A 16,684-nucleotide genomic window follows, 5' to 3' on the forward strand; every position below is an offset into this window, starting at 1 on the left:
TTTTTCAAAGGCCACATGGAATCTCGCATTTTTTGAAGTTGTTCCAGCTATTAAGGCCAGGGCAATGCTCGATTTCATCTAGTTCGATTTTAGGAGGTTTGATTAGAATCCAACATTAAGACCCACAGACCAAGTTCTGATGATCGGTGCAACGTTCCAGTCAACACCGAAGCTCAACTGACCGCTAAACTGGTTAGATTCTGGATCAATTCCGGAATACTTGGTGAAGATCAATGGATTCTGAACTTGTGCAAAGAATCTAGCTGATCTGATATTGCCATTGAAGGCACTGTTCAGGGTAGCGGCCGGAATTCTGTACCCCAACGTCATGTTTTGAACCCGTATGAAGTCGCCTTTTTCGATGAATCGGCTGTTGGAAGCAGAAGTCTGCCAAGTATTGGCATCACGTCCTGCATACAATTTAGGTACGTCAGTTACCTGACCGCTTTCCGTCCATCTACCCAAGATCTCTCTGTGATTGTTGGAGAATCCAAGACCCATCAGTCCTCTCAAAGATTCATTCATGATGTAGTTACCACCTGAATATCTGATGAAGATTTCAGCGTCAAAGTTTCCAAAAGTGAAATTGTTAGACCAGCCACCCTGATACTTAGGAAGCGTATTGCCCAAGAAGAATTGAGATGGGGCAGTTCCTGGAGTAGTAGTTACCGCTGGGTTAGCAGGGTCAAACGCTCTCCAAGTAGCAGCGCCTAACAATTGCACAATGTTTTCACCGCTGTAGTACATTGCGTTACCATTGGCCGGGTTTACACCTGCCCACTTAAATCCATAAAGCTGTGCAATCGGGCCACCAACAACAGTTCTGTTGTAAGTTCCTGTCAATGGCCGAACCAAGTTGGTCACTTCATTTTCGATGAATGTAAAGTTGAAGTCAGTATTCCAAGAGAATCTACCTTTGTTAACGACATTGGCAACAGCTCTCAATTCAAGACCTTGGTTATACATTGCACCTACGTTTTGGCTGATTGTGTTGCCGGGAATACCCAAAGAAGGAGCTGTTGGCGCGTTCAATACGATACCGTCCACATTGTTTTTGAAGTAATCTGCAGAGATGGTTACTTTACCAATAGTCATATCCAAACCAACGTTAAACTTCTTGGAAGTCTCCCACTGCAAAGCCACGTTGGCGACATTGGAATAACCAATACCTGCACCGGCAGCAGCCTGTACCGGTCCAAATCCACCCGCATAAGGGAATGATCCTCCCGGTAAGCTTACGTTACCAACTTCGGCGTAAGATGCTCTTACTTTGAAATCAGTGATCAGTTCAGAATTGAAGAAACCTTCATCTGATACTCTCCATCCGATAGATCCGCCTGGGAATGTACCTCTTCTGTTTTCTGTGGCAAGCTGAGAAATACCGTCATTTCTTACAGCAAAGGACAACAGGTATTTGCCTTTGTAGCTGTAATTGAATCTTGCAAAGTAAGAATCAAAACCTTGCTCCTGGAAACCACCACCTGAGAACTGATTGTTGTATGAGGCAGAGATCAAGTTTCTCAATCTGAAAAACTCATCCGAGAAATCAGTTCCTGATGCTGAGAAGTTGTAGAAATTAGTGTACTGATATTCTACACCCGCAGTCACATTGATGTTATGATCATCAGCCAATATGGTCTGATAATTCAAAGTATTCTGCCAGTTCCATCTCAAAGCTGGGTTAAAAGCTTGGGTTACCGATCCATTGGAACTTCTGCCATCACCATGCCTAGGGTTAAGCGTAGTGAAATCATCTGCCATAGTCAAATCGACACCGATCTGAGTTCTAGCAGTCAAGCCTGTAACAATGTCCACTTCAGCATAAGCATTTCCCAAGAGTCTGTGGTTTCTGGCTCTGAAGAAGTTGTTTTCCAATACATAAGCAATGTTTGGGATATTGTTGTCAGGACCGGCAAGGTTAGCTCCGAATCCGGTAGTAGCACCATTAGCAGTGATATTGTATCCCTTAAACGCAGTGTTCGCCTCATCAAAGATCGGAACGTTAGGCAATGCACGGGTCGCATTGAAGATCGCCCCTGACAGGGAGTTAGCTCCATTGTTCAGCCCTGTGATTTCAGTGTAAGCATATGACATGCTATTCCCGATTCTAATTTTCTTGGAAATTGCATGATCAATGTTTGCTCTGAAAGCATAACGTTTCAAATCGTTGGTTTTTACAACAGACTCTTGGTCAGTAAAGCCCAATGAAAAGAAATATTTGGTCGCTTCAGATCCACCGCTGATGGAAAGGTTATGCTGCTGAGTCACACCTCTTCTAAGCACGGCAGCTTGCCAATCCGTATTTACACCTGGATTTGCCAAAGCAGACGCGTTTACATTCGCTCTTTTCTCATTGGCTATTGGAACCCACTCATCACCGGTCAAAAGGTCAAATTGAGCTACGGCTTCGTTGATACCGGTGCTTCCGCTATAGTTAACCTGAGCTTTACCGGTTTGTCCTCTTTTGGTAGTGATCAAAATCACACCGTTGGCAGCTCTGGAACCGTAGATCGCAGTAGCCGAACCATCTTTCAATACTTCGTAAGACTGGATATCCGCAGGGTTAATGTTTGCCAATGGATTGGAAGCAATAGCCCCCGATCGGTCGGAATCAACTACCGGTACACCATCGATTACGATCAATGGATCGGCTCCCCCGGAAAGGGAGTTCACACCTCTGATTCGGATGATTGGTCTTGCACCCAAAATACCACTGGGTACCGTCACAGATACACCGGCAGCTCTACCTGCCAACTGAGTATCGAATGAAGGAGAGACAAGATTTTCGATTGACTCATTGCTGATTGATGCCACAGAACCTGTGATATCTCTTCGCTCCTGAGTACCGTATCCGGTTACTACCACTTCATTTAGGACTTTGATGTCGGTAGTCATGCTCACATTGATCACGGAATTTGAGCCAATTGGCATTTCCTTAGTGAGATAGCCAACGAAGCTAAATACAAGTGTCGTTGCATTTTCAGGAACAGTGATTGAATATGACCCGTTCAGGTCAGTGATTGTTCCTTGTGTGGTGCCTTTTACCACCACACTGGCGCCTGGTATACCTTCAGGCTCTTCGGCCGAAGTTACCCTGCCAGTGATCGTTTTGGATTGCGCGAGTACTGACACGATCGTCAGAAAACTCAATACAAAGCCTAATAAAACTTTCTTCATAGGTAATTGATTTAGTTTTTTTAACATTCAGGAAAGCAATATGCGACCTTGTAATGCAATGAAACAAATCTCAAAAAACAGCCTAGAGTCTCACAAAAAGGAATTTTATTTGGCTAAAAAGTCTTTTTATTAAATTTTAAACTAAATATCAGGGCTTAGTCCCTGTTCTCATAATAAACTCATTGTATTTCATCCTAATTGAGATTTAAATTTCATTATATCAGATAAAATCAAACATAATTCTGAGCCTTAGATTTATCCAATTTAAAAAATCAAAAGATTAATTATTAATAATAAAATAATATTAGGTTAATAGAATGCTAATTGACTTAAAACAATTTATTCTTTTGACAAAATAAAATTTAGAGAATCTAGAATCAAAATAATTGAATATGAAAAATCGAATTGCCCAAATTTTATTAAAATTCAATTTTTTTGAAAAATCTGTAATTTTTTGTCTTTAAAGGCTTAAAAAGTGCCTTTTTACTAAAATTCAAGCTCCAAATTTTATTTTCCTAAATAAAACCCATTCTCCGTTTATTCGCTTGAGTAGCACCAAGTCCAACGCTGAAAATTCAGTCGCAAAACTCAGCTTTTCTACCAAAAGCAAAACCTCCGAAAAATGAATTGGCTTAATGTCCTTGAATGCAACGGTCATGTGAGGGTGGTAATTGCGATCACTTAGTTCCTCTACTAAATGAAGTTTGCGTTTGCAGAACTGCTTTATTCCTTCCTGAAAATTTTCGAGTTCGGATGTTTTCAAGATAATTAGGTAAACCACTCTTTTTCCAAAGTTTCCTACGCCTGAAACCTGAATCGGAAAGGATTTCCTATCTTTCAAGTATTCGTTTAACTTATCAATTAATAGCCCCTCCTTAGCCTCATTGTAATTAAAGGGCATTTTGACTGTAATATGGGCAGGCGACTTCAAAGCATACTTTACCCCAAACTGATCACGAATCAGGAATTTAATGTCCTGAACTTTTTCAATAATAGACTCAGGTGGAACTAAGGCCAAAAAGTACTTTTGGATAACTTTCATCACTTGAATTTAACCTTGAAAACATTCTCTTTGCGTCATTTAAAAAAAAACTATTCGATTTCCTCAATCAATCTTTTAACTTAAGGCTAAATATTGAAGAATCTATGAAATCCAACCTGTAAGGGGGGCGATACTGGGAGAAATGATATCCTATTTGCCTTAGCAGACAGTCCTAATCTACGGCAGGCAGATATACCCTTTGAAAAACAAGTAAGAATCGCATGTAATGCCTATAGTCCCGTAGGCACGGGATCACACAGGGGAATGATTATTCTGCATGCGAGATTCCAAGTGACCACTGAAAAACAAATTATAAACAGATGAAATTCTTTTCCAGAGCCATGGTAGGTCTTGATCTCACCGAAATGGATGATATCCTGATCAAAAACACGGCAGTATTTGTGAAATTTTTAGGAATCAATAAATGCTACTTCGTTCATGTGGCAAAAAACCTGGAGATCCCCAGAGAAATTCTTGAGAACTATCCGGATCTCCTTGCCCCGACAGATGAATCTATAGAGGCCATCATCACAAATAAGCTGAAGGAAAACAATTTTCCTGAGGATATCGAAACCGAAGTTTTCGTGGATGAAGGAAGTCATCCTTTGGACTCCTTCCTACGCTGGGCAAAAATCAAAGATGTGGATCTGATCATTATGGGCCGCAAAGACAGCTTGCCCGGTCACGGAGTCTTAGCCGATGGTGTAGCCAAGAAGGCTCCTTGTTCGGTGCTTTTAGTTCAGGAAAAAAGGCCAATAAAATTCCCTAAAAAAGTCCTGATCGCAACGGATTTTTCATCTCACAACCATTTGATCTATGAGTTCGCTGAGCAAATTACAAATAAACTAGGCTCCGAACTTATCCCTCTTCACCTCTATGAGGTTCCGCACGGATATTCAAAAACAGGGAAAACTTACGAGGAATTCTCTGAAATCATGAAAGAAAACGCGAAGAATGATTTCAAAAAATTTGTGAGTAAACACCACCATCCAGAACTCACATGTGAAATGCTACTCAACGATGGCAAAAACCCGGGTAACTTAATATTGGAGTTTGCAACTAAGATTGAGGCCGATATAATTTTGCTGGGATCCAGAGGAAGAACCACCTCAGCAGCGATCCTTTTAGGAAGTACTGCGGAAAAACTAATTCACGTAAACAAGCATCTCCCCATGCTGATATTTAAAGAGAAAGGAGAAACGATGGGATTCTTTGATGCCCTGTTTAAGCTTTGATGGGTTTTCTCAAGTAAAAGCAAGCCTGATCGCCTTTGCCCTCTTGGTTATACCGGAGGGCTTTTTCTTGCATGGATGACCTGACATCCTTGGTAAGAAAGGCCGTGGTCTTTCCCTCGTCCAATAGTTCACCTCGACGGTACAGTTCTGTTCCCCAAAACTGGAAATCAGTAGAATCAAATGCTACCTCATCCAACACAAAGCCGAGCTGCTCTGCTTTAATTTTGAACCCTTTCAGAGTCGGAATAATCAAATGACGGGGTGCATCAAGTTGAACCCAAAACTCACAACTTTCTTTCCAGACTTCCGCATCAGCCACCGGACAGCGAATGAGTAGCTTTCCTCCAGGCTTTAGTTTCTCATAGCATGATTTCAATACACCATTTGGATCCTCCATGTGCTCAAACGAATGGTGCATCATAATCCAGTCGAAGGAAACTTCGGATTCTTCGATTCGCTTTTTCCAAAGGTATAGTCCGGGAGCGATTTGAGTATCTTCTGCTATGAATGGATCAAAACCCTGCAAATCTGTAAACCCCCCAGCATGAAGTTCATATAAGAGCTGCCCATTGCCGCAACCTACATCGGCAATACGATCCGAAAACCCAGGCTGAAGCTTTACAAGCCAATAGCCATATTCAGGACTCAGCCATTTAATGCCAAACCTGAGAAACACACGCATCCGAAATTTTTTCAGAAATCGAGCTATTGGGTTGGACTTTTTGAGCTCCGCAAAGGAATAATAATCGGCAGGGTAGTAGCTCGAAAGATCAGCAGGAATGGAATCTAATTGCAAAGACCCACAGAAAATGCATTCCGCATAGCTGAAATTTCCACCCAAGCCAAACATCCGTTCCTTAGCCTGAAAAAAACTCAGATCGGAACTCTCACAAAACTTGCACTTGGACATCTAGGTTAATAGGCGTTTTCCCGGTTGAAAATCAGTTCGTGTATGGTTTTCACCATGATTCCCATATCAAGGAAAAAAGACCAGTTGTTGATATAAAAATAATCCAATCTCACTCTGGAACGAATTTGATGGGTATTTTCAATCTCACCACGGAAGCCCCTAACCTGTGCCAAACCCGTAATTCCGGGACGGATTTTGTGTCTGGAATTGTACCGCTTGATTTGCGTTTTAAAGGTTTCATTCATTGGGATCGTGTGGGGTCTAGGCCCAACGATGGACATATCACCCATCAGCACATTGAGAAATTGAGGCATTTCATCCAAAGAAGAATTCCGAAGAAATGATCCAATTCGGGTGACTCGGGGATCATTTTTGGTGGCTTGTTTCGTGTCGGCATAATCGTTTGGAGTCATTGACCTGAACTTCAGACAATTAAACACATTGTTATTCACCCCATTTCTTTTTTGGATGAAAAATACAGGGCCTCGTGATTCCAATTTGATCAAAATTCCAACCAAGGGAATCAACCAAGAGAGAATGAAAATGGTCACCAAACTTGCAAAAACCAAGTCAAAGGTTCGTTTGGCTAAACTATTCAAGGGATTATCAAGTGGGATTTCGTTGACATTGATTACAAAGAAATCCCCATACTTTGAAAATGAAAGATTCTTTTCCAACTGAAGACTTCCGCCGGGAATCATCTTGACTTTGATGTAGTTCTCATCGGCAAAATCAATGACCTTTTTGACTAACGAAGGATCGAGTTGCTCTTGAATGTAAATGAAGTCCAAGTCCAACTTGGGAGCCTCTCCAAAAAAATCCGTGATTCCTCCCCGTGTCTGATTGCAATCTGCCTCATCGTCAAAATATCCAAGAAAGTTTATTCCAAAATCTTTTCTGATTCTAAAAACATCAGCAAGTCTCGGACTCGTACCTCCTTTGCCAACGATCACAGCATTTCTGTAGTTATTCCCTTTGGCACGGTAATGACGAAGAAACAAATGCACAAGCACACGAAAACTGCCCATGAGGAAAATCATGGTCACCCCTAATCCAGCGATCTGTATCCATCGGAAATTCCCATTTTGAAGCGGCGTCCAAAGGATGGCCGTAACACCCAAAAACCATAAAAGGGTGGCTATTAGATTTCTGATAGTGTGATCATACTCATCTGTTCGCCCGATTCTGTAGTCTTTCCTCAGGGACGAAATGAGCAGCCATAGCAGTGAAAGTGGCAGATATGCCGAAAAACTTCCTCCCTCGAATACGCCTGTCAGCTGAAGAAAAACATTGGCTATAGATAATGAAATCAGCGATACCAGAAAATCACTGGTTATAAAAAGCCAAGGAAAATAGGTGTCGAATCTTCTCTTCATAAAAATAAATCCATACTAGTCCTGTCCATTAAAAACAAAAACCTGACAATTTTAATATTAACCTTAAAGTTTTGTGTCTCAAAATTAACAAAGAAATTCCGTCAGCTGCTTACTTTTGAATTTATTTGTAATCTCAAAACGCCAATGGGCTACTAATGAATTTCATAATCGATCTTTTTGCATCATCCGATCATCCCGATTCACTTGGTGCCAAATTCCGAGCCAAACGACTTCGCAAATTCGAAAAGCTTTTTTTTAGAAATTTTAATCCGGAAAAACGAATTCGAATCCTCGATGTCGGAGGGACAGCATGTTTCTGGAAAAGAAGTCAAATTCCAAATATTCCCGGTGTGCGGATCACCCTGCTCAACCTCCATCTGGAGCAATCAAGACATCCACACATCAGCTCCATGATCGGTGACGCGACAGAGATGAAAAATTTTGAAGACAACGAATTCGACTTGGTTTTTTCTAATTCAGTGATAGAACACCTGTATACTTTTGAAAACCAAAACAAGATGGCCAGGGAAATTCAACGAGTCGGAAGAAAATACTTTATCCAGACTCCAAATAAGTATTTCCCAATTGAGGCACATTATGCCCTGCCTTTTGCCCAGTATCTGCCTAAAAGACTGCTCTTATTTTTATTGACTAACACAAAACTTAGCAGATTCAAACGTTGGGATCGCCAAGTTGCTCAGCAATATTTGGACGAGATCAGGTTACTGAATGAATCTGAAATGCGGATGCTCTTTACCGAATCAATAATTTTGAAAGAAAAGACAATCGGATTGACCAAATCCATCACAGCACATAATCTCCGCTAATCCGCAAATTGCAAGCGCACCAAGTTGGCATAAAAGCCTCCTTCATCCGCCAACAGTTCCTTGTGGCTTCCCTGTTCCACAATTTTCCCCTCACTGAGTGCATAAATGCGGTCTACTTTTCGAATTGTAGCCAGACGATGGGCGATGATCAAAGTGGTACGGCCTTTCATCAGTTCATCGAGGGCCTGCTGTACCAGAGATTCGGATTCGGCATCAAGTGATGATGTGGCCTCATCCAAAATCAAAATAGCGGGGTCTTTCAAAATTGCCCTTGCGATGGCGACCCGCTGCCGCTGACCTCCCGAAAGCTTCACCCCACGTTCTCCAACCAAGGTTTCCAGGCCTTCGGGGAATTGTGTGATAAATTGCCAGGCATTTGCCTTTTTTGCTGCCTGGATGATTTCATCCTCGGTTGCATCAGGTTTTGCATAGGCGATATTTTCCCGGATGGAGCCTCCGAAAAGCAAAACTTCCTGAGGTACAATTCCTATTTTGCTGCGTAAGACCTTCAAGTCCCACTCTTTCAAATCTCTGCCGTCAATAAGCACCGATCCTTTTTCAGTTTCATAAAAACGGAGGAGCAGCTGAATGATGGTGGACTTACCCGCGCCTGAGTGTCCTGCCAATGCAATTTTTTCACCGGGTTGCACCTGAAAGGAAACATTTTTCAAGACCTCTACCTCCGGACGGGTCGGGTATCTGAAACTTACCCCTGCAAATTCTATTTTCCCCTCAAACTTATCTGTAGTTGCTCCAAACTCAGCCTCAGGCGCTTCGTCCATGATCTCCAGCACCCGCTCCGAGCTGCCGATCGCTTTCTGTAGCTGACTGTAGATGTCCCCCAATCCTGCTATCGATCCTCCAATGAATGTCGTGTAAAGCACGAAGGAAACCAACTCCCCCACGCTCATTTGTCCGGCGGCTACCAGGCTAGCTCCGTACCACATTACTGCGACGATTCCCCCAAAAAGCGCGAAAATAATGAAAGATATAAAAGCCCCTCGATATTTTGCTGTGGTCAAAGCCACCCCAACCACCGCGTTGAGGCCTTTTCCGTATCGGGCCGATTCGTACGATTCGCCTACAAATGATTTGACAGTACTGATCGACTGTAGGGTTTCTTCGACGATGACATTGGCCGCGGCCAGCTCATCTTGGGTTTTCTTGGAAAGTTTACGAATAAAGCGACCAAAAAACATCGCAATTAATATTAGAACCGGAAAGGTCCCCAGCATAAAGACGGTGAGTTTGGGTGTATTAAAAAATAAAAACCCAATCCCTGCAACCAAGGTAATGACCTGACGGAAAAGCTCGGCTAAGGTCGTGGAAAACGTATCCTGCAATTGGCCGACATCGGCAGTAATTCTGCTTATAAGTTCACCGGTCCTTCTTTTGTCAAAGAAAGTCATCGGGAGCCGTACCAGTCTGCCATAGAGCAGGTGTCGGATATCACGCATCGCCTGCTCGGAGACGAGGGCAAAAAGCCAGACTCTGAAAAAGGAAAAGATGCTTTGGACTGCCAGGATTCCGATCAGGATTAGGGCAATGGAATTGACATCATTGACAATCCAGGATGATCCCTGTGCGGTATCGATGAGCTTGCCCGCTACAAATGGAAATGTCAATAAGGTAAGTGAAGAAAAAAGCAGGAAAATCAAACCGGATATAAATGCCAACCTGTAGGGCATCAAAAACTGAAATATCCCGCCCAGCTTACTTAGATTCTGCTTATTCAATTTTCGCTTTTCCTCCGGCTCCAGTGCAGTTCCTCGTTTTTTGGCCATTCTGTTTTGTGGTGATTTGGTCGCAAAAGTAGCGTATTAGAAAGAGAAATGACAGAAAAAAAGAAGGGCTATAGTTCCATACCTTCGACCAATGCCTTTGCCAGCTGCTCTCCCAATGCCGCCGAATGCTTGAACCCATGTCCGGAGCATGCGGAAACAAGTAATACATTTTCCATTTCAGCCATAGACCTGATAACAAACCGGGCATCTTCAGTCACCGTATAAAAGCAGACGACGGACTTACTAATATTAGGTTTTAGGCCCAAAATTTTTCCTGATACCTTTTCCCTCAAAAACAAGGCTTGCTCTTCAGCACTTACTTCTCTGCTTAAATTATCCGGATGGCTGGAATCCACAAAAGATTCGGTTGCCATTTTAACTGTTTTTCCATCCAGGGAAGGGAAACCATAGATGAAATCCTCCGGATCGGGACCAAAGCCCCACATCCAGACAGGGTAGCTGGTCCAATCTGTGAAATCAGGTTCTATTTCCAGCCAATACAGCACTTGTCGACATATTTTAAACTTTAGTCTTTCCGGTTCGGGCAAAAAATCCCTGATCCAACCTCCTGCACTAAGGAGAACTTTGCCGGCAAGAATTTCCCTTTCTCCACTGCGGATCAAAATGGAATCCCCCAGCTTGGTGAGCTGCTCCACAGGCGAATTTAACAGCAGCTGTGCCCCGTTTTTTTGGGCCAAATCCAATTGTGTGTGGATGGCTAATTCGGGGCGAAGAAAACCGGCATCATGCTCCAAATAGGCTTTGCCGGAAGATCCCAACTGAAAAGCCGGAAACAGTGCCTTCAATTCTTCGTGATCGAGAATCTGATGTCCTACATTTTGCCTTTTGGCAAAAGATACCGTCTTATCCCAGAAACCTTCCGATCCATGTTTGGCCCAGGGTTGAGCCCCAGAATCCAATAAAATCCCCGACTTAGTCGACATAATTTCCACTCCAGCTTCCGCTTCAATTTCTCTCCAAAGCTTATGGGATCGTTTGGCCAAAGCGACATAATCTTCCCCTTCGCCGACGGCAAGGCGAGTGATTCGGCTTTCTCCATGACTGGAGCCAAAGGTGTGGGGAGGCTCGTAACGATCAATACCAAGGATTGACTTTGAGCTTTTACTTAAGTGAAAAAGTGTGGCGCTTCCGACGGCCCCAAGCCCGATAACCACCACATCGTATTTTGATCGGAAACTTGTCATGGATGAAATTTACAGCGATTAAAATCAGGCGGCAATTTCCACTTGTTGGTCAGCTTCTCCCCATTTGTGCGTCGATCAATTCGCGTTTCAGCTTGCGTTCTCGCTCCAAGGTGTTTTTGCGGTGCTGCTCAAATTCCTCCTGAACTTCTACCAGATCCTTTTCTGCTTTTGAAATTTTGCTGGAGCTTCTGAAATATTGCACCGCAAAAAAAGACAAGGCTCCCGCTATAACCAGTACCAAGGCCCACATCATCGATGAATACGCTGTTTTTTGAATTCCAATTCCCAAAAAATTGAAATTTTCCCGATCTGCGATTGCCTGATTTTTCTCTTCAATTTCTGCTGACAGCAGATTTTGCATGATCACCACTGAGTCCCTCATGGTGGACATTTGAAGTTTCAAGGCTGAAACTTCCTTCGACATGGTGCGAATAGAATCCAAAACATTGGACTTAAGCTTCTCAAGATTTGATTTTTTGACTACTTCATGGTCCTGAAAACTATTGGAAACACTGTAGATATAGTCAAATTGACTGGTGATGGTACCGGAGCGCAGGGAATTTTGTGTGGCCGTGGAATCTTGAGCAAAAGAAGCTGCAAATCCGGTCCCAAAAAAAAGTAAAATCAGGATGAGAGATTTGATCATCTTAAGGGATATGTTAGGGAAGAAATAGAATTTCCAAAATTTAACAATAAACATGCCTTAGATCAAAATAAAATAATTTTCAGCAGTAAAATTCAACTAACATTAAACAAATTATAATTTTAATCATTCTTCTGAGGAATGATTCCTATCAGCCAAGTTGTCTAATTATGAGATTAACACTTGCTTTTTTCTTTTTAATCCAATTATCAGGCAGTGCTTTTTGCTTTCAAAGAGTGGCCACACAAAATTACTTTAATTTGGGAAAGGCCGCCTTTGAAAACAAGAAATGGAAAGAATCTCAGGATTACCTGGATCAATGGCTACAGACTCATCCTGCGGATCAGGAGGCTTATTGGATAAGAGGACAGGCCTTCCAAAATCAGGGCAATTTGGATCGGGCTTTAAGTGATTTTAGCAGTTTACTCATCTTAAACCCAATTCATGCTGAGGCCCATTTCGAGCGAGGGCGAGTACGCTATCAATTGAAGCAGTATGAAGAAGCCATGGTAGATTTCGAGAATTTCCTGAAAACTCCGCCGGGAGAGACCACGAGGATTCTCTTCAAAATTTCCCCGGGAGACAACGCAGTCTCCGGTATTACCACGGCACAAACTTCCAGTCAGGAAGACGCCTACTATCATCTTGGACTGTGCAGCATCGCGTTGGAGGAGTATGATTTTGCGCTATTGTATTTGGATGAAGCCATACTCCTGAATCCAAAACAAGCTGATTTTCATGCAGAAAAGGGTCGGGCACTTGCAAGACTTGGGGATAATGTCCCCGCTATCGAATCCTACGAGACAGCACTTCAGTTGGGCCCGGATCATTTGCCTGCAAAGCAGGGCTTGGCTCTTGTGAAAACAGGAGGCGATACCGTACTATTGGAACAATTGGATCAAGTGATTTCGGATTCCGCCGGTAATTCCCAAACCTACAAACAACGTGGATTTTACAGGATGAACCACGATGACTATGCAGGAGCCATTGAAGATTTTACCATTGCAATTACGATGGATCCCGATGATTCTGAATCTTTTTTTTATCGGGGCATGATCCGTTCCCGCCAAAAAAGCTGGGCCAAAGCTGAGGAAGACTATTCTGAGGCGGTGGACCTAGAGCCTGAAAATCCGGAATACTTCTTGGCTAGAGGTCAAGCCCGATATGTCAGCCAACGTTTAGAAGCTGCTTTGGCGGATTTCACGGTGACAGTTTCGCTTGATCCCGAACATGCCTCCGGATATTATCACAGAGGGATTACCCATCAGCGGATGGGGAAACTCAAGGATGCCTGCGCTGATCTGCTCAAAGCGAAAGAGTTGGGAATGGAGGCGGCGGAAATCGCTTGGCAAAAAGTCTGCAACTGATTTAAAGCTCTCGAACGGTATCCACCTTGGAAGCAATAATTGCCGGTCTCCAGGATGCCAAAAGGGTTATCGATACCACAGCAACACTGATCCAGATGAAATCTGTCATGACAATCCGTACAGGATAGGCATCAACCACAGCGGAGGAAATCCCCAAAGAAACCAATCCAAAGGTATCTTGGGCCAGAACAACTAAATACCCCAAAACCAAACCAATGACTGCACCACTGAATGCAATCAATGCTCCTTGCTTCAGAAAAATCCCTCGAATCAATCTGTCTCGCGCTCCCATGGCCTTGAGTACTGCAATGTCTTTTTTCTTTTCGATGGCTAGCATGCTCAGCGAAAAAAAGATATTGAACGAGGCAATGGCCAATATGAAAGTCAGCGTGAGAAAAACGAATAGTTTTTCAAGTTTGACTGTCCGGATCAGACCGGCGTGCTGTTCGTCTGCATTTTTCACCAAATATTCAGGCCCCAAATAATTTTTCAGTCGTTTTTGAACGTCTTTGATGGCATAACCTTGTTTTACTTTGATTTCCAGGGAGGTGCGTTTTTCCCCATAATTCAGCAGATCTCTGGTAAAATCGAGGGGAGCAATCACGTATTCATCGTCAAATTTCTGGTCAATACTGAAAAACGCCCGGGGCTCAAGCTGCGCGCTGGCATAGAGCTGACTTGGGTCGATGCTGGCAGCCGATCGGGGTGCCTTGGGATAAAAGACTTTAATTGTCGAGTTAACCGCATCGAGATTGACAGAAAGAAAAAAACCAACCCCTCTTCCTAGGATAGCGCCTGGTCTGATGGCTGTGCCCAAGGTCGTATCACCCCAAAAATATCCTCTTGAAAATCTCCCCTGATCTAGAAAGTTGTCTGAAACACCTTTGATTTTTGCGACAATCTGACTTCCCCCATTCTGAAAGAGCGCATTGTCTTCGATCACCTCGGTCAGGATGGCTACTCCTTCGATTTGTTCGATTTCACGGAGCCATTCTTTTGGAGCTAAAAAACTTTTTCCGGCTACAGGCTCCACTTTCAATTCCGCATCAAAACTTGCGAACAGGCTCCGAATCAAATCTTCCAATCCATTGAAAACAGACATCACAACGACTAAAGCGATGGTTCCCACTGCCACACCCACCATGGAGATCATGGACAGGACAGTGATGAAATTCCGCTTTTTCTTACTGCGAAAATATCTGCCGGCAATAAATGAACTGGAATTCAAAATATATAAGTTAATTCTGTTCGTCTTCCTCTTCTTCCTCTGGCGGGGCAGGAGGAATATTGAGATCAGAAATTACCTTATCCATGTATTGGGCATAAGTAGCAGAATCGTCCGGAAAGAACGCAATTTCAGGAATAACCCTGACGGACTTGCCAATTCTTTTGGATAGGTGATGCCGGATCTCCTTTTTATGCTCATTGACGAGCTCATAAGTAGCTTTGGGATCAGCTAATAGGAAACTCACATAAACCTTGGCAAACCCTAAATCAGGGCTGACCATTACCCGTGTGATCGTGATCATTGCTTTCCCAATGAGGTGTTTGGCCTCTTTCTGAAAAATATCTCCAAGCTCTTTCTGAAGCAGCTTAGCATGTTTTTGTTGTCTTTTGCTTTCCATTTGAAGTATTTGTGGTACAAATTTAGCGAAATACTTGGGCAAGCTTTAATTTCGACCTAATCCAACACAATCCAAAGCAGAAACCTTGTTAAGTTTTTTCAAAGTAAACGATCCTTTTAGACTCATCGGTGTAGCGATCTACCTGATTTTACTCGCCATAGTAATGCTTGGGTTTTTCTCTTTCCCTCTTACGCAACCCCAATTGATCTATATGGTTTTGGGAGAGAGATTAAGTGACGGATTTTTCCTTTATCAGGATATCATCGATGATACAGGGCCTTTGTCTGCCGGGTTCTTTACGTTCATAGATTTCCTTTTTGGGCGAAACCAATTTGCATACGAGCTAATCGGCCGAATGCTGGTGCTGTTTCAGATCATCTATTGGAATACTGTTTTGATTCGCTACCGGGTATTTGAAGAAAACACCTACTTGCCCGCCATCATTATGGCTGCGTTATTTCACCTCTCCTTTGACATGGCGACATTATCCCCTGCCTTGCTGGGAAGTACATTTTTGGTTTTGGCTATTGGACAGCTTTTTTCTCAAACAGTCCTACAAAAAGAGACGAGTGAATCGACCCTTTTGATCGGAATTTATGGTGGTATCGCCACCGGATTTCATTTGAATTTTGGGATATTCCTTCCCTACATGATTTTCATGGGGATTGCCATCAGTGGGTTTTCTATCCGACAGCTTCTTTTATCACTGATTGGGTTCTTCCTACCGATTCTCCTGGTGATGATGTTTTACTTTTGGAATAATGGGCTGACCGAGGCGTTTCAGATCTGGCCCCTGATATTCACCTATGAAAAGTACAATTATCAATCTTTGGTGATTTGGGCTGTGTTGGGAGCCTTCCCTTTGATACTGGCTCTGGTGGGGTATTTCTACAGTGCAGTCCTGCGCGGCTCAACGATCAATCAGCAGAAACAGCGTCAAATGATCATTATATGGATGGTTTTTTCGCTGGCAGAATTTTTCCTGATCAAACGGCAAGCAACCTATCAGCTGTTAATTTTTATTCCGGGTTTGACCTTTCTGATCACTCAGTTTTTTCTGAACACAAGTAAAAGTTTGATCGGAAAACTGGCGTTTTTAATCCTCCTTTTTGGACTTCCTATCGCAGGCTGGTGGTTTTGGCAACAAGAATTAAAATCTGAATCAACCTATTTTGTGAGATCGAAGGCTGATTATCAAATCAATCCCGGGGAAAAAATAATGGTCATGTCCAAAGACTCTTCCCCTTATCTTGAAAATCCTCTTGGGGGACCATTCCTAAACTATAATCTCACAAAGGCGTTTTTGGAATCTGAAAAAACACTGGAACAAAAGGCCAAGATTTTTCAAAATCTAACTTCACAAAAGCCCCAAGTAGTCATCGACCCATCCGGGATGTTCAAAAACCTCCTGAATGAACTTCCTGCGCTCAAAAGTCTTTACACCGAAACTCATCCGGGTGTTTTCCGGTTGAAGTAATAGTTCATTTATGTAC

The 16,684-nt window shown here is 42.9% G+C and carries 13 protein-coding genes; 4 read left to right on the forward strand and 9 right to left on the reverse strand.

The features are described from left to right. Nucleotides 1-102: 102 nt before the first annotated feature. Nucleotides 103-3,177 (reverse strand): SusC/RagA family TonB-linked outer membrane protein, encoded by a 3,075-nt coding sequence (locus tag BLQ81_RS00190; protein ID WP_092727937.1) that lies wholly within the window; start codon nt 3,175-3,177, stop codon nt 103-105. A gap of 493 nt (nt 3,178-3,670) precedes the next feature. Continuing rightward, entirely contained in the window at nt 3,671-4,219 is a 549-nt protein-coding gene (locus BLQ81_RS00195) for a 2'-5' RNA ligase family protein (RefSeq protein WP_092727938.1), read from the reverse strand. Nucleotides 4,220-4,539: 320 nt separating this feature from the next. Between BLQ81_RS00195 and BLQ81_RS00200 the strand changes: the two genes are divergently transcribed. Then, entirely contained in the window at nt 4,540-5,454 is a 915-nt protein-coding gene (locus tag BLQ81_RS00200; RefSeq protein WP_092727939.1) for a universal stress protein, read from the forward strand. On the opposite strand, the gene BLQ81_RS00205 is transcribed toward BLQ81_RS00200, so the two are convergent. Both BLQ81_RS00205 and BLQ81_RS00210 read right to left on the reverse strand, forming a co-directional pair. Further along, complete coding sequence (locus BLQ81_RS00205; RefSeq protein ID WP_092727940.1) at nt 5,444-6,364, reverse strand: class I SAM-dependent methyltransferase; 921 nt, start codon at nt 6,362-6,364, stop codon at nt 5,444-5,446. The genes BLQ81_RS00200 and BLQ81_RS00205 overlap by 11 nt on opposite strands. A gap of 5 nt (nt 6,365-6,369) precedes the next feature. Then, nucleotides 6,370-7,740, reverse strand: coding sequence for an exopolysaccharide biosynthesis polyprenyl glycosylphosphotransferase (locus tag BLQ81_RS00210; RefSeq protein ID WP_092727941.1), 1,371 nt, complete (start codon nt 7,738-7,740; stop codon nt 6,370-6,372). Nucleotides 7,741-7,895: 155 nt separating this feature from the next. On the opposite strand from BLQ81_RS00210, the gene BLQ81_RS00215 reads away from it, so the two are divergent. Further along, the gene (locus tag BLQ81_RS00215; RefSeq protein ID WP_092727942.1) at nt 7,896-8,567 is read left to right on the forward strand and encodes a class I SAM-dependent methyltransferase; all 672 of its coding nucleotides are present in this window, start codon (nt 7,896-7,898) and stop codon (nt 8,565-8,567) included. Here the strand turns inward: BLQ81_RS00215 and BLQ81_RS00220 are convergent. From BLQ81_RS00220 to BLQ81_RS00230, 3 genes are all read right to left on the reverse strand, one after another. After that, nucleotides 8,564-10,351, reverse strand: coding sequence for an ABC transporter ATP-binding protein (locus tag BLQ81_RS00220; protein ID WP_092727943.1), 1,788 nt, complete (start codon nt 10,349-10,351; stop codon nt 8,564-8,566). The two genes, BLQ81_RS00215 and BLQ81_RS00220, sit on opposite strands and share 4 nt — an antisense overlap. 68 nt (nt 10,352-10,419) lie before the next feature. Beyond that, complete coding sequence (solA, locus tag BLQ81_RS00225) at nt 10,420-11,556, reverse strand: N-methyl-L-tryptophan oxidase (RefSeq protein ID WP_092727944.1); 1,137 nt, start codon at nt 11,554-11,556, stop codon at nt 10,420-10,422. A gap of 49 nt (nt 11,557-11,605) precedes the next feature. After that, nucleotides 11,606-12,202, reverse strand: a complete 597-nt coding sequence (locus BLQ81_RS00230) for a hypothetical protein (protein WP_092727945.1) — start codon at nt 12,200-12,202, stop codon at nt 11,606-11,608. 167 nt (nt 12,203-12,369) lie between these two features. Here BLQ81_RS00230 and BLQ81_RS00235 point away from each other — a divergent pair, with 167 nt between their 5' ends. Next, nucleotides 12,370-13,566, forward strand: coding sequence for a tetratricopeptide repeat protein (locus tag BLQ81_RS00235; protein WP_092727946.1), 1,197 nt, complete (start codon nt 12,370-12,372; stop codon nt 13,564-13,566). 1 nt (nt 13,567) lies between these two features. Here the strand turns inward: BLQ81_RS00235 and BLQ81_RS00240 are convergent, their stop codons facing one another. After that, nucleotides 13,568-14,794 carry an FtsX-like permease family protein gene (locus tag BLQ81_RS00240; RefSeq protein ID WP_245693113.1) on the reverse strand — a complete coding sequence of 409 codons (1,227 nt, stop codon included), beginning with the start codon at nt 14,792-14,794 and terminating at the stop codon, nt 13,568-13,570. A gap of 10 nt (nt 14,795-14,804) precedes the next feature. Further along, the gene (gene rbfA, locus BLQ81_RS00245) at nt 14,805-15,191 is read right to left on the reverse strand and encodes a 30S ribosome-binding factor RbfA (protein WP_092727947.1); all 387 of its coding nucleotides are present in this window, start codon (nt 15,189-15,191) and stop codon (nt 14,805-14,807) included. Nucleotides 15,192-15,276: 85 nt separating this feature from the next. Here rbfA and BLQ81_RS00250 point away from each other — a divergent pair, with 85 nt between their 5' ends. Continuing rightward, nucleotides 15,277-16,668, forward strand: coding sequence for a hypothetical protein (locus tag BLQ81_RS00250; RefSeq protein ID WP_092727948.1), 1,392 nt, complete (start codon nt 15,277-15,279; stop codon nt 16,666-16,668). Nucleotides 16,669-16,684 lie beyond the last annotated feature (16 nt).

Origin of the sequence: Algoriphagus alkaliphilus (assembly GCF_900103735.1) — a bacterium.
GTDB classification, from domain to species: Bacteria; Bacteroidota; Bacteroidia; order Cytophagales; family Cyclobacteriaceae; genus Algoriphagus; species Algoriphagus alkaliphilus.

Excerpts from the sequence above, each read along its gene's own strand:
- solA (WP_092727944.1), bottom strand. The coding sequence starts at position 11,556 with ATGACAAGTTTCCGATCAAAATACGATGTGGTGGTTATCGGGCTTGGG.
- BLQ81_RS00205 (WP_092727940.1), bottom strand. The coding sequence starts at position 6,364 with ATGTCCAAGTGCAAGTTTTGTGAGAGTTCCGATCTGAGTTTTTTTCAG.
- BLQ81_RS00235 (WP_092727946.1), top strand. The coding sequence starts at position 12,370 with ATGAGATTAACACTTGCTTTTTTCTTTTTAATCCAATTATCAGGCAGT.
- BLQ81_RS00215 (WP_092727942.1), top strand. The coding sequence starts at position 7,896 with ATGAATTTCATAATCGATCTTTTTGCATCATCCGATCATCCCGATTCA.
- BLQ81_RS00195 (WP_092727938.1), bottom strand. The coding sequence starts at position 4,219 with ATGAAAGTTATCCAAAAGTACTTTTTGGCCTTAGTTCCACCTGAGTCT.
- BLQ81_RS00220 (WP_092727943.1), bottom strand. The coding sequence starts at position 10,351 with ATGGCCAAAAAACGAGGAACTGCACTGGAGCCGGAGGAAAAGCGAAAA.
- BLQ81_RS00230 (WP_092727945.1), bottom strand. The coding sequence starts at position 12,202 with ATGATCAAATCTCTCATCCTGATTTTACTTTTTTTTGGGACCGGATTT.
- BLQ81_RS00210 (WP_092727941.1), bottom strand. The coding sequence starts at position 7,740 with ATGAAGAGAAGATTCGACACCTATTTTCCTTGGCTTTTTATAACCAGT.
- rbfA (WP_092727947.1), bottom strand. The coding sequence starts at position 15,191 with ATGGAAAGCAAAAGACAACAAAAACATGCTAAGCTGCTTCAGAAAGAG.
- BLQ81_RS00190 (WP_092727937.1), bottom strand. The coding sequence starts at position 3,177 with ATGAAGAAAGTTTTATTAGGCTTTGTATTGAGTTTTCTGACGATCGTG.
- BLQ81_RS00200 (WP_092727939.1), top strand. The coding sequence starts at position 4,540 with ATGAAATTCTTTTCCAGAGCCATGGTAGGTCTTGATCTCACCGAAATG.